Origin of the sequence: Candidatus Competibacter denitrificans Run_A_D11 (assembly GCF_001051235.1) — a bacterium.
In the GTDB taxonomy this organism is placed as follows: domain Bacteria; phylum Pseudomonadota; class Gammaproteobacteria; order Competibacterales; family Competibacteraceae; genus Competibacter_A; species Competibacter_A denitrificans.
Map to the genome: position 1 here is coordinate 1 of NZ_CBTJ020000019.1, position 12,646 is coordinate 12,646.

The window sequence follows — 12,646 nt, forward strand, 5'->3', positions numbered from 1 at the left end:
TGTCGCTATCAGAAACTGGATGTAGTCTTCATCTGTGACTTTCGGTGGGTTCATAACCTTCCTTATCGCTCTTTATCAACCAACTGCGTAACTCCTAACGGTGAATCGGTTTTGCTGCCGGACTATCGGAACAGAGGATTAGGCAAGCGGTTTTTCGAGGAGCGCGAAGCCCATGTTCGCGATTTGGCGCGTTTCGACACGGTTTGTTTCTGCGCCGTTGAGCGACCCACAGACCATCCACGTCGGCCGGCGGGTTATCAGCCGCTTGATACGTTTTGGCATCGACGCGGCTTTGTCCAGCACCCGGAATTGCGCACGACCTTCTCCTGGCAGGATCGGGATGAAACCGCCGAATCGGCCAAACCGATGGTGTTTTGGCTAAAACCCTTGGGCTAAAATTGCTACGCGCCGCGACGATCTAAGCCTCTGATCGGGCTTCTCAAGCCTCCACCGCCGGCAAACCGGATAGCGCCATGCTCAGTTCGGCTTCGTCATAGTTTTGGTCCAGCAGTTTACCGGCAAAATAATCCATATATGCCTGCATATCGAAGTGACCATGACCGGAGAGGTTAAACAGGATCGCTCGGCTTACCCCTTCCGCCTTGCAGCGTAGCGCCTCATCAATCGCGCCTCTCACCGCATGATTGCTTTCCGGGGCTGGCAAAATACCTTCAGCACGCGCGAACTGGACACCGGCTTCGAAACAACCAATCTGATGGTAAGCACGCGCCTCGATCAGGCCCAATTCCTTGGCGTGACTGACCAGCGGGGCCATACCGTGATATCGCAATCCCCCAGCGTGAAAGCCGGGCGGCGTGAAGGTCGCGCCCAGGGTGTGCATTTTAACCAGCGGCGTCAGATGCGCAGTATCGCCGAAATCGTAGGCGTAGCGACCGCGAGTGAGAGTGGGACAGGCCGCCGGCTCGATGGCAAGGGTACGTACCGCCGGCCCGCCGCGCAAATGCGCACCGATGAACGGAAACGCGATACCGGCCAGATTAGAACCGCCACCGGCACAACCAACCACCACATCGGGATAATCGTCCGCCAGTTCCAATTGCGCCATGGCTTCAAGACCCGTCACGGTTTGATGCAGCAGAACGTGATTGAGGACTGAACCGAGCGCGTAATTGGTATCGGGCCGTTGGGCGGCAACTTCGACCGCTTCGGAGATGGCGATTCCGAGGCTGCCAGGATGGTCCGCGTGACGGGCGAGCGCCGCCCGGCCCGAAGCGGTTTCCTCTGATGGCGAGGCCACACAGCGCGCCCCGTAAGTCTCCATTAAGGCACGGCGATAGGGTTTCTGCTGATAGGACACTCGTACCATGAAGACATGTACGTCAATTCCAAACAAAGCCCCCGCGAACGCCAGCGATGATCCCCACTGTCCGGCACCGGTTTCGGTGGCGATGCGCCGAATGCCCGCTTCTTTGTTATAGAACGCCTGCGCAACAGCGGTGTTGGGTTTATGGCTGCCGGCTGGGCTGACGCCCTCGTATTTGTAATAAATCCGTGCTGGGGTATCCAAAACCTTTTCTAGGCGGCGAGCACGGTAAAGAGGACTCGGCCGCCACTGTCGGTAAATCGCCCGGACTGGTTCTGGAATGGCGATCTCGCGTTCGGTGGCGACTTCCTGCTGAATCAAAGACATGGGGAACAGGGGCGCCAGATCATCCGGGCCGATGGGCTGGAGCGTGCCCGGATGCAGTACCGGCGGCGGTGGTTTCGGTAAGTCGGCGACCAGGTTGTACCAGAAGGTGGGCATCCGGTTTTCATCAAGCAGGTATTTTACGGTCTCGCTCATGAGTCTTTTCCAAAAAGCAAAAGCCCGCCAGGAAATCGGCGGGCTAAGTGAATGCAGCGCGGCGATTGGGCGCTGCTGATTTTAACTGAGTCTAGCCGAGATTAACGCCGAAATCGCGCGCCACTGCTGCCAAGCCACCCGCATAGCCCTGGCCGATGGCCTTGAACTTCCATTCGTCATTGTTGCGATAGAGTTCGCCGAAGATCATGGCCGTCTCAGTGGAGGCGTCTTCGGACAAATCGTAGCGGGCAATCTCCTGATCACCCTCAGCATTGAGCGCGCGGATGTAGGCGTTGCTGACCTGTCCAAAGTTTTGCTTGCGGGCCTCGGCATCGTGAATGGTGACTACAAACGCCACTTTAGCCGTATTGGCTTCCATCGCATCCAGGGTAATCTCGATGACCTCATCGTCGCCGGCACCTTCACCAGTGCGGTTATCGCCTTGATGGGCAACCGCCCCAGAGGGGTCTTTGGGGTTGTTATAAAAGACGAAATGCTGGTCACTCAGCACCTTGCCATCGGCGTTCAGCACAAACGCCGAAGCATCCAAGTCGAAAGCGCTGCCGTCGGTCTTGCGCAAATCCCAACCCAGGCCAAAGCGGACGCGCTTCAAACCAGGCACCTGCTTGCTCAAGGAAACGTTGCCGCCTTTTTGCAGTGAAATAGCCATGCTGTCATCCTTTTAGTTGCGAGATAAAGGAAGACCGGTGGAGTGACCGGTCAGATCTTGATGCCATATTGGTTGCACATCGCCGCTAGCCCACCCGCATAGCCTTGACCGACCGCGCCGAATTTCCACTCGCTGCCATGGCGATAAATCTCGCCGAAAATCATCGCCGTCTCGGTCGAGGCGTCCTCAGCCAGATCATAGCGCGCCACTTCGGCATTGGTTTCGGCATTGACCAACCGGATGAAGGCGTTGCCAACCTGGCCGAAGTTTTGCCGCCGTTGGTCCGCTTCGTGAATGGTGACGGTGAAGGTGATTTTTTGTACGTCCGCCGGTACTTTGGTCAAATCGACCATGACCGCCTCGTCGTCACCCTCGCCGGCACCCGTCCGGTTATCGCCGGTATGTTGCACCGAACCACAGGCGGATTTTAGCTGGTTGTAAAAAATGAAATCGGCTTCGGAACGGACCTTGCCGCTTGCGTCCAACAAGAACGCGGAAGCGTCCAGATCAAAATCGGCGCCGTCAGTGGCGCGAGCGTCCCAGCCCAGCCCTACCAAGACTTTCTTCAGGTCCGGTGCTTCCTTACTGAGGGATAATTTACCGCCTTTATTCAGAGAAATAGCCATATTTAAGTATCCTCCCGTAGGTGAATGGGGATAGGGGAGTATGGAAAAGGCCAAGGGCAGGCGGATCGAAATGGCGAGCACTTCATACGCACTGCCCGGCAACGGTGGTCAGATTTCTCGATCACGCGCCTCAATCTGTTCTTCAACTTTTGCTTGCTGAACTGTGCTTGCGTCTTTCGGCTCATCTTTCGCTGGCAACACCAACGAGGCAATCACACCCACCGCCAAAGTGCCGAGGATGATCATCAGACTCAGGTCAGCGGAAATGTTAAACCCAGGCCAGTGGAACAAGTGGTTAGACGCCTGCAACGCCAGCTTAAAGGCGATGAAGAACAACAGCGCGGCCACGGCCTTGTCCAAATGGATCAAGTATTTCTGCGCTGCTGCCAGCACAAAGTACAACGAGCGCAAGCCGAGGATGGCAAAAATGACGGCCGAATAGACCAGCAACGGTTCGCGGGTCACTGCGATGATCGCCGGAACCGAATCAAAGGCAAAAATGATATCGGAAACCTCAATCACCACCAGACACAGCAGCATTGGCGTGGCATACAGCGCCGCCTTGCGGGCGACCTGAATACCGGAATCCTGGGCTACCATGGTTTCGACATGCGCGCGGTCAACAAAGAAGTGATTCCCGTACAGGCGCGGATAAACCGGGATCAATTTTTGGGTGAATCGTACCGACCAATGATCGGAATAATCCTCAATTTCATCATCCCCACCGACTCCAGATAGCATCTTCCAGCCAGTCCAGGCCACGATGGCGGCGAACACAAATTCGATCCAGGTGCTCAGTCCAAACAGCGTGGTGCCGAAGGCGATGAACAGCATCCGAAAAAGCACTGCGCCCAGAATTCCAAAGTACAAAATCCGGTGTTGCAAAGCGCCCTTGATCCCGAATGAGGCAAAGATTGCGACGAACACCATCAGGTTGTCCACTGACAACGATTTTTCCAGGATGTAGCCGGCCAGGAACAGTTCAGCAAATTCTGCGCCATGATGAAGCTTGATGTAAAAATAAAAGCCGATAGCGAGGAAAATCCAGAACAGTGACCACGCCGTGGCATTGGCGATACTGATGTCCTTGCCGTCTCGGTGCAGCCGCAGATCCAGCCACACTGAAAAGATGACCACCGCCGCAAAGATGGCGATGGTTTCCAGAGGATAACCGATGTGATGTTCCATGGTCTCGCGCGCTTAGAGGTCAAAATCTTTGGGGTTGAGGCCCAATTCGGCGCAGATTTTACTCGCCACTGCCTTCTCATCAGGATCGAAATTACCATCGGCGGCGCCGATGGCACAGCAAACTCGCACCATCAAGCGGGCTTCCGCGTCCTTGCCCTTGAGCTTACTGACCACCTGCAAAGCACTGGCTTGACCAATCTGATGGTCGAATTCGAACTGTTTTGAGTATTTGTCGAAAATGGCGATGACTTCCTGCACATCGAACACCGATAACACCTCGGAGTTGCGCAGGAAACCCATCATTTTTTGCTTTTCCTCAGGCTTGACCACGCCGTCCGCGTGGGCAACCAGCGCACAGCCGGCTACCACTGCTTCCAGGAAACTTTTGTTTTTAAACTTGCTCACCTCCGTTTTCAAGTTCGCGGCGACTTCGCTGTAACGCTGCTTCAACCATTCAAGGGCCATATTGGATGTCTCCGTATTTTCAGTAAATGTATAACGAAAAAGGAATCAGTCTTTGGAACCCGCCACCCAGCGCAAGCCAAAGCCATACGCTTGGTCGAGATCGCGATGATCCCGGAAATAGTCCACGAGTTTGGTGACTTTTAGGTTACCGCTTTGATTTTCCAGCATCGCCAACGCACACATGCGCTGGTCATTGCGATGGCTGTCTAACCGGATTTCCAAAGTCGGTTGGCCGGGCGCTTGCAGGGTAACGACCGCATCAGTTTCTGACCAGTTGGGTGCGCCTTCGTAGATCATGGCAAATAGCACGATCCGATCCAGCTCATGCCAATATTGGCCGTTGATGTGCAGAAATTCCCCAGCAGCACTCGCACCGCTGCGGTCGTCGCCCATCAGTTGGATATAGGGCGGCTGATGAAGACTGCCGAAGGTATTCCCAAGCGCCTGCACCGCCCCGCCCCGACCGTCACGTAGCTTAAATAGACAACCCAAATCGAGATCGACTTTGCGCCCGCCGGTGAGCCGGCCAAAAAAACCCTTACCACCACCAGTGCCCTGATGCCAGTTCAAGTTGACAACGATTTCACCAAATCCTTGTGCCTTCTTTTCCAGCGAAATGCTTGGATTTTTCTTATCAAGGGTGATTTTTTCCAGCCGGATGGGTTGCGATGCCGGTGTGGGAACCGGTGGCGGCGGTGGTGGCGGGGAGGGAGCAGCAGGAGCCGGTCCAGGCGGCGGGGCAGCATCGGGATCGTCGCCGACATCCACCCCATATTGGCGAGCCAGCGGCGCCAGGCCACCGACAAAACCCTGACCCACGGCGCGAAACTTCCATTCGCTGTTACGCACATAGAACTCACCGACAATCAGCGCGGTTTCGGCCATCATTTTGGTCGCCAGCGGAAAAGCGGCCAACACCGATTTGGTTTGTGCATCGCGGATTTCCGCCCGCACTTGCGCCAACTGGCCAAAAGAGTGCCCGCGCCGTAGCCCCTGGTCGATAGTCAGCGCAACGACGATCCGTTCAATGGCTGCCGGGAGTTGCCCAAAGGTGACGGTAAAAGCCCGTGCATCGCCAGCGCGCTGGATACCGCCACCTGACAGGGCTGGCTGATTGTAGAATACAAAATCATCATCGCCGCGCACGGTTCCCGCCGCTGTGAGGGCAAACGCGCTGGAATCGAGAGTCAACGGCGTGCTGGTTGGCTCCCAGGCCAAGGTGATCTCGACCACGGCCGGCGCCAGGCTATGCTTGGTAATGGAAAAATTCTGACCGGGTTGCAAATCCATGAGAAAAATCCGATGGGGATTACAGGTAAGGCCGGAGCGCCGGCATGAGTTCATGAAATGTGCGGCCGCTGGCATGGTCACCGATGGCCTGCAATTTCCATTCACCATCGGTATGGCGATACAATTTGGTCATGATCAGGCCGGTGTAGTTTCCACCCTCTAATGATAGATCGAAGCGAGCGACCTCGCGGTTGTCAGTACCATCGACAATACGGCATAACGCGCTCGGAATACCAGCAAACCCCTCGCCACTGAAGCTATTGACGGTGAAGATGAGGGTTTGCACCTGCGCGGGCAGGCGCGACAAGTCGATACTGATGCGTTCGTTCTCGGCGCTGTCTTGACCGCCTCCTGAACGATCATCGCCACTGTGTTGAACGGAGCCACAATGGCTTTTCAGTTGTCTGAACCAGACGGTATCGACCAGAGCGCCATTGGCGTCGAACAGGAGACAGGAGGCGTCCAAATCGACCGCTTCCTGACGGGTACCAGCACCGAAGCCTAAAAAGCCCCGGCTTTGCACTTGCTTCATGCCCCAGCCAAGCCCCATTACGACCTGGCTCAAACCGCGCCCGGTCTCTTTTTGCAGGCTGATGCGCTGTCCTTTTTGCAGGTTGATGGCCATACGATGCCTCTAAATGAAGTTACTGGTGTGAATGAAGTGTTGGAGTAATGGCTTCTCGAATAGCCAAAACATACGGACGCTTCACGACATTTTCAAGTTGTTTCAATATATTTTAACTTTTGGTACCTGGCTATTGCCCAGTCTGGAGGGATCATGCGCACACTTGCGATGCTAGCGATCTTGGTAGTCGCCGCTGTCGAGGCGGCTGCTCCAGCGCCCGAAGAGAAGCTCAAGAAATGGCAAGATGACAAAGGCGTTTGGCATTACGGCGATAATCAAACCGTGGCACCAAACTCCTCGACCAACAAGGCTGCCGACGCCTATCGGCGTGGAGACTATCCAGCAGCCTTCGAGGAGTACCTAAGCTGGGCTAAACGGGGTGATCCACAAGCGCAAACCATGGTCGGCACCATGTACCTGCGGGGCCAAGGCGCGGCGCAGAGCCACGCCAACGCTATCGAATGGTTCAAGCAGGCCGCCAAGCAGGGCAACCCCAACGCCCAATACAACTTGGCAGTTCTCTATATCCAAAACCCCCAAATGGCCCCCGACGAGCGGGAACCACGCTTATGGTTACGGCGTGCCGGTGAGGGCGGTCATGTAGAAGCGCAGGTTTTGCTGGCCAATAAACATGCCAATGGGGAAGGAACCCCCCGTGACGACCAACAAGCGTTCAATTGGTATCAGAAAGCCGCTGCTCAGGGTAATGCAGGCGCCCAATTTCAGTTGGGAAACTTCTATGCCAGTGGTCGCAGTGTGTCGCCTAACGACAAAGAGGCGGTGCAGTGGTATCAGAAAGCCGCCGCGCAAGGCCACGCCGGAGCACAACTGGCGCTGGGTGCGATGTATGCTGGTGGTCGAGGGATCGCTGCCAGCGACCAGGATGCTGTGCAATGGTATCGGAAGGCGGCAGAACAAGGTAACGCTGAAGCGCAGTACAATCTCGGTGTGCGCTATCTGAATGGCCGTGGCCTGGCGCCTGATGCACAAGCGGCCTTCACATGGTTTCGCAAAGCGGCAGAACAGGGCTTGGGGCTGGCGCAGCTCAATCTGGGGCGCCTGTATGGGGAAGGGAAAGGCACTGCCCGTAACGATACCGAAGCGGTGAAATGGTATCGGCAGGCTGCCAGCCAAAATTTGCCCTTGGCCCAATACTATCTGGGCCGTATGTACGCAGAGGGGAACGGTCTACCCCGCGATGGTGCGGAAGCGCTGCAATGGTTTCGCCGCGCGGCCGACCAGAATCTGCCCTTGGCACAACTCGAGTTGGCGAACGGTTATCTCAGCGGTCGTGGCATGGAGTTAGACCAGAGCCGAGGTTTGCAGTTAATGACGCAAGCAGCGACAGGAGGTAGCCCAGAGGCCCAATTGCAACTGGCGGAACGCTATTTGGCAGGCAACGGCGTGCCGCTGGACAACAAGATCGGGTTCGATTGGTTGCGTAAGGCAGCCGAACAAAACCATACACCAGCGCAATATTTGCTGGGCGTTTTGTATGCTCGCGGTGAACTTATCGGACGTGACGATGGGCAGGCCGCCGAGTGGTATCGTAAAGCGGCCGAGCAAGGTCATATTGCCAGCCAGGTCCGCCTTGGGGGTATGTATGCCAATGGCCTGGGCGTCTCCCGCGATGACCGGCAAGCGTTGCAATGGTTTCAGGAAGCCGCCAAACAGGGTGATGCTCAGGCCCAAGCCAATGTCGGGGCGCTCTATGCCACAGGCCAGGGGGCGCCGCGTGATGACGCGCAAGCGTTAAGCTGGTATCGCAAAGCTGCGGACCAAGGTTTGGCCGTTGCGCAATTAAATCAGGGATTGTTCTACGCCGACGGACGGGGTGCCCTGCCACGCGACGATGCGCAAGCAGTGGCGTGGTATCGTAAGGCGGCTACCCAAAATTTGCCCCTTGCTCAGCTTATGTTAGGTTTGGCGTATGCGACTGGGCGGGGTGTGGCCCGCGATGATCGCCAGGCGGTGAACTGGTTCGAGCAGGCCGCTAAAAATGGGTTACCGCTAGCCCAGTATGCTTTGGGAATGCTGCACAGCGATGGTCGGGGCATTCCGCGAGATTGGATCAAAGCCCATGTCTGGCTGAATTTGGCGGCTTCCGGCGGCTATGTTGGCGCGGCTCAACCGCTCGAATACGCAGCCAGCCAGCTCAATGAAGCCGATATGGAACGCGCCCGAACGCTGGCGCGCGAATGGCGGACTGCTCATGCGTCAGCAGCCCAAACCAACTGATCGGGAGGCAAATGTGGACGAGCACGACCAACAATTGGCGGAACGGGTACGAACAGCCTGTGTCAGCACCGCTTTAGAGGCTTACCACGATGCCGGCCTGAGTGGGCTATGCGCGGAGGGTCGCTGGGAATATACCATCGGGGTTCTCCGACAACTGGATTTGACGCCTCTTCTCAATGCAGCGGCTTTAGTCCCAGCCGATTGTGGGGTTGATGTGCGGCAGATCGGCTAAACGCCACGACGGCAACAACGGGAGACGTTGGCTTCCTTTCCAGCGATGGCAGAGGGTTCAATGGCTTTTGCGGTTTGGGTCGAGTAAATGCTGGCCGAGATCGCGCACAAACTCTTCAAGCCGGGCTGATTCGGTGTGCAGGCGCTCGTTGGTTTGGCACAGGGTGTTCGCCAAACGATAGGTGCGGCCTAATAACTGTTCCAGGTCGTCGGTTTGCCAAAGTTTGTCGTGATTCACTTCGGGTTCTCCATCATTGAGCATCACCGCGCACCAGTCGGGGATGCGGTACATCAGGACCGATTCACGATCATTGGCCAAACACAGGGTTACGCCGATCTCGTATTTACGCAAGACACCCACGATTTCGTCGAGGCAACGCTGCATATCCTCACTGAGGTCTTCGTTGGTTTCCGATATGCTGCCCTCGCCCGAGACTTGCTGCTCTTCGTCTACCCTGCTCATCTTGTTTTACCTCTTATGATCTGGGTCGAGTGTGGCTCCAAACGAAAACCCCCGCGCCAGGATATCGGTAGCGCGGGGGTTCGGCGTGTTCGGGATGGCGCGCCAATTCGGCGACAAATCGCATACGTGTTGCAATATTACGCCAATCGCCAGCCAACTGCCAGCCGCTGCCGGGAGGTCCGCCAACTTATTGAGCCGAGGTTTTGCTGATGCTTGGAAAAATGCTCCGGTTTGTGTTGTGGACGCTGTACGCTTTATCGATCCAAAGCATTGCCGCCGAGCCGATGCTAAGCCGCATCCGGCTACCTCCGGGTTTCAAGATAGAACTTTTCGCCGACCAGTTACCGAACGCACGGGTGATGGTACGCGGTGAGCGGGGAACCATTTTTGTCAGTACGCGAGGCGAAGGCAGTATCTATGCGCTGCGCGATGCCGCTGGCGACGGTCGCGCGGCGGCACCCCGCACCATCGCCAGCGGCCTCAAAATGCCCAACGGCATCGCCTTCCGCGATGGCGCGCTGTATGTGGCGGCGGTAGATCAAATCTTACGCTATGACAACATCGAAAGCCGACTGGACAATCCGCCAGCACCGGTGCTGGTCACTAACGCTTTACCGAAGGAGCAAGCCCATGGCTGGCGCTATCTTGCGTTTGGTCCGGACGGTAAGCTCTATGTGGCTGTCGGGGCGCCTTGCAATATCTGTGATCAAGCCGGTTATGCGGAGTTGCGCCGACTGAATCCAGACGGCTCTGGGATGGAGATTTTCGCGCGCGGTATCCGTAACACGGTTGGTTTTACCTGGAACCCTTCGGATCACACCTTATGGTTTACTGAAAACGGTCGTGATTGGTTGGGTGACAATCTTCCCCCAGACGAACTCAATCAGGCCATCAAATCCGGTCTTCATTTCGGCTATCCCTACTGCCACGGCGGCGATTTTCTCGATCCTGAATTCGGCGCTGGTAAAAATTGCGCAGATTTTACGCCACCCGCACAGAAGTTGGGGCCGCATGTGGCGCCACTTGGACTGACCTTCTATACCGGCACCCAATTTCCTGAGCGCTATCGGGGCCAGATCTTGATTGCTGAACACGGCTCCTGGAACCGCAGCGCTAAAATCGGTTATCGAGTCATGCTGGTGACCTTGCGCGATGGTCGGGCGGTCAGTTATGAGCCTTTCGCGGAAGGATGGCTCGACGGCGAACGGGTTTGGGGACGGCCCGCTTATTTGCTGGTATTGCCGGATGGTTCGCTATTGGTTTCTGATGATCATGCCGGGGCGATTTATCGCATTCGCTACGATGCCGCATTGGTCCCTAAAGTCTAGCCATCACGACGCGCCGTGAATGTTGCTACTGCCGGGCGCGGCCGAATCAACCGATGCCGGATAGCGCAAGTTCTGGCCTTGCTGGGAGCGTTGCTGGTCCTCAATTCAACGCTCACCTTTCAAAATGTCTGGCCAACTCTCGGCATACGCTGGGTTCCTGAATTTTCGGTCGAATTGACGATATTGCTGCTGGTACTCGTCGGCACAGCGATCAGAGGGCAGTTGCCGGGAAAGGCCATGCGTCGTGCCCTGGTCGGAGGCTATTCGCTGTTTGTAATCGGGCGCTACCTGGATGTCACTGTCCCGGCCTTGATGGGGCGGTCCATCGACTTGTATTGGGATAGCCAGCATGTTGTCCATGTTGCGGCTATGTTCCTGACCAGCGTACCCCTCTGGCGGTTGCTGCTGGCAATGGTTGCGTTGCTGGCAGTGGGTGCCGCATTAATCGGACTTTTGCATTGGTCATTTGCCGTTGTGTTGCGAGCGTTGGCCCAACCAGCCGACCGGCGCTGGCTGGGGACATTTTCTCTGGTGTTGCTCGCACTGTATGGCGCCGGTCGGTTGCGTGTGTTGTTACCGAGTGAGCGTTGGTTCGCGCTGCCGGTTTCTGACTTGTTTGTCGAGCAAACCCGACGGGTACTCAAGGCGACCGTATTCCAGGATAGTCGCTGGCTTAATTCCCAACCTCCGCTACCCCATTCCGATTTCAAACGGCTCCGGCACGGCGATGTATTCGTTTGGTTTTTTGAATCTTACGGCGCTTTGGTCTTTGACGATCCCCGTTTCAGCACCTCACTGGCTGAGGAGTTCAGCGGGTTGGAGCGCGCGTTGACGGGCGCTGGCTGGCACAGTGTTTCGGCGCGAGTGAATTCCAGCACCTTTGGCGGATCGTCTTGGCTGGCCCATTCCAGCTTGCTGTCCGGGCTGCGCATCGCTGATCAAAACGATTACCAAAGCCTGTTGGCTTCCCGCCGCGATACTCTCGTCAGCCGCTTCGGCGCTGCGGGCTATCGGACGGTGGCGATCATGCCCGGTCTCAAGTTTCCTTGGCCTGAAGGTCAATTTTATGGCTTTGACCAGCTTTACGATAACCAAGCATTGAATTATACCGGGCCGGCTTATGGTTGGTGGGCTGTCCCCGACCAATATAGCCTGTATCGCGTCCACCAGATGGAGATAACGCCGACTGAACGGGCGCCGCTGTTCGTGTTTTTCCCAACGATTAACAGTCATGCCCCGTTTGCGCCACTACCCCCGTATCAATCGAATTGGAGCCAAATCGCCACCACGGGCGCCGCGCCGACCCCCGAATCGGTGGCACTCGCTAGCCGACTTGATGGCGAGGAACTGGCAGGGGCTTATCGCCGCAGCGTGCGCTACAACCTAGCGGTGCTGGGTGGCTATCTCCGTCACTACGCGCCTTCGACTGCTTTCTTGATGGTACTCGGCGATCACCAACCCCCAGCGGTAGTCGGGGGCCGCGATATTTCCTGGCAGGTACCGGTCCATCTGTTTTCGCGCGATGCGGCTTTGCTCCAGACGTTGGTGGATCTCGGCTTCAACTGGGGCATGACGCCCGATCAGGGCGCTTTGGGGAGCATCGAAGCATTGGGGCCTTTGCTGCTACGAGCGTTGGATGGTGCATCGGCAGCGGGTGTACGGACGGCCTTCCCTGTCACTGTACCGCCCATTCATTAATCCGCTGGCGGTGGCCAAAT

At 56.7% G+C, this 12,646-nt stretch carries 12 protein-coding genes and 1 pseudogene; 5 read left to right on the plus strand and 8 right to left on the minus strand.

All coding sequences use genetic code 11. The features are described 5' to 3' along the window. Positions 1 to 396, plus strand: a pseudogene (locus tag BN873_RS01985) (hypothetical protein); the annotation flags it as partial. Between the two features lie 43 nt (positions 397 to 439). Here the strand turns inward: BN873_RS01985 and BN873_RS01990 are convergent. The 7 genes from BN873_RS01990 to BN873_RS02020 all read right to left on the minus strand — a co-directional run bounded on the left by BN873_RS01990 (position 440) and on the right by BN873_RS02020 (position 6,668). Then, complete coding sequence (locus BN873_RS01990; RefSeq protein WP_048670302.1) at positions 440 to 1,804, minus strand: TrpB-like pyridoxal phosphate-dependent enzyme; 1,365 nt, start codon at positions 1,802 to 1,804, stop codon at positions 440 to 442. Between the two features lie 91 nt (positions 1,805 to 1,895). Further along, on the minus strand, positions 1,896 to 2,474 hold the full coding sequence (locus BN873_RS01995) for a TerD family protein (RefSeq protein WP_048670303.1): 579 nt from the start codon (positions 2,472 to 2,474) through the stop codon (positions 1,896 to 1,898). A gap of 50 nt (positions 2,475 to 2,524) precedes the next feature. Further along, positions 2,525 to 3,100 (minus strand): TerD family protein, encoded by a 576-nt coding sequence (locus BN873_RS02000; RefSeq protein ID WP_048670304.1) that lies wholly within the window; start codon positions 3,098 to 3,100, stop codon positions 2,525 to 2,527. Positions 3,101 to 3,208: 108 nt separating this feature from the next. Next, entirely contained in the window at positions 3,209 to 4,288 is a 1,080-nt protein-coding gene (locus tag BN873_RS02005) for a TerC/Alx family metal homeostasis membrane protein (protein ID WP_048670305.1), read from the minus strand. Between the two features lie 12 nt (positions 4,289 to 4,300). Then, entirely contained in the window at positions 4,301 to 4,753 is a 453-nt protein-coding gene (locus BN873_RS02010) for a tellurite resistance TerB family protein (protein WP_048670306.1), read from the minus strand. A 45-nt stretch (positions 4,754 to 4,798) separates the two neighbouring features. Beyond that, positions 4,799 to 6,043 (minus strand): TerD family protein, encoded by a 1,245-nt coding sequence (locus tag BN873_RS02015; RefSeq protein WP_048670307.1) that lies wholly within the window; start codon positions 6,041 to 6,043, stop codon positions 4,799 to 4,801. 19 nt (positions 6,044 to 6,062) lie between these two features. Continuing rightward, on the minus strand, positions 6,063 to 6,668 hold the full coding sequence (locus tag BN873_RS02020; protein ID WP_048670308.1) for a TerD family protein: 606 nt from the start codon (positions 6,666 to 6,668) through the stop codon (positions 6,063 to 6,065). Between the two features lie 153 nt (positions 6,669 to 6,821). Between BN873_RS02020 and BN873_RS02025 the strand changes: the two genes are divergently transcribed. Both BN873_RS02025 and BN873_RS02030 read left to right on the plus strand, forming a co-directional pair. Then, positions 6,822 to 8,906, plus strand: a complete 2,085-nt coding sequence (locus BN873_RS02025; RefSeq protein WP_048670309.1) for an SEL1-like repeat protein — start codon at positions 6,822 to 6,824, stop codon at positions 8,904 to 8,906. A gap of 13 nt (positions 8,907 to 8,919) precedes the next feature. Next, positions 8,920 to 9,138, plus strand: coding sequence for an acetyltransferase (locus tag BN873_RS02030; protein WP_242434352.1), 219 nt, complete (start codon positions 8,920 to 8,922; stop codon positions 9,136 to 9,138). Positions 9,139 to 9,195: 57 nt separating this feature from the next. Here BN873_RS02030 and BN873_RS02035 read toward each other — a convergent pair whose 3' ends face one another. Further along, on the minus strand, positions 9,196 to 9,600 hold the full coding sequence (locus BN873_RS02035; RefSeq protein ID WP_048670311.1) for a hypothetical protein: 405 nt from the start codon (positions 9,598 to 9,600) through the stop codon (positions 9,196 to 9,198). 221 nt (positions 9,601 to 9,821) lie between these two features. Here BN873_RS02035 and BN873_RS02040 point away from each other — a divergent pair, with 221 nt between their 5' ends. Next, positions 9,822 to 10,928 carry a PQQ-dependent sugar dehydrogenase gene (locus tag BN873_RS02040; RefSeq protein WP_242434353.1) on the plus strand — a complete coding sequence of 369 codons (1,107 nt, stop codon included), beginning with the start codon at positions 9,822 to 9,824 and terminating at the stop codon, positions 10,926 to 10,928. 15 nt (positions 10,929 to 10,943) lie between these two features. Continuing rightward, the gene (locus tag BN873_RS02045) at positions 10,944 to 12,626 is read left to right on the plus strand and encodes a sulfatase-like hydrolase/transferase (RefSeq protein WP_139031633.1); all 1,683 of its coding nucleotides are present in this window, start codon (positions 10,944 to 10,946) and stop codon (positions 12,624 to 12,626) included. Positions 12,627 to 12,646 lie beyond the last annotated feature (20 nt).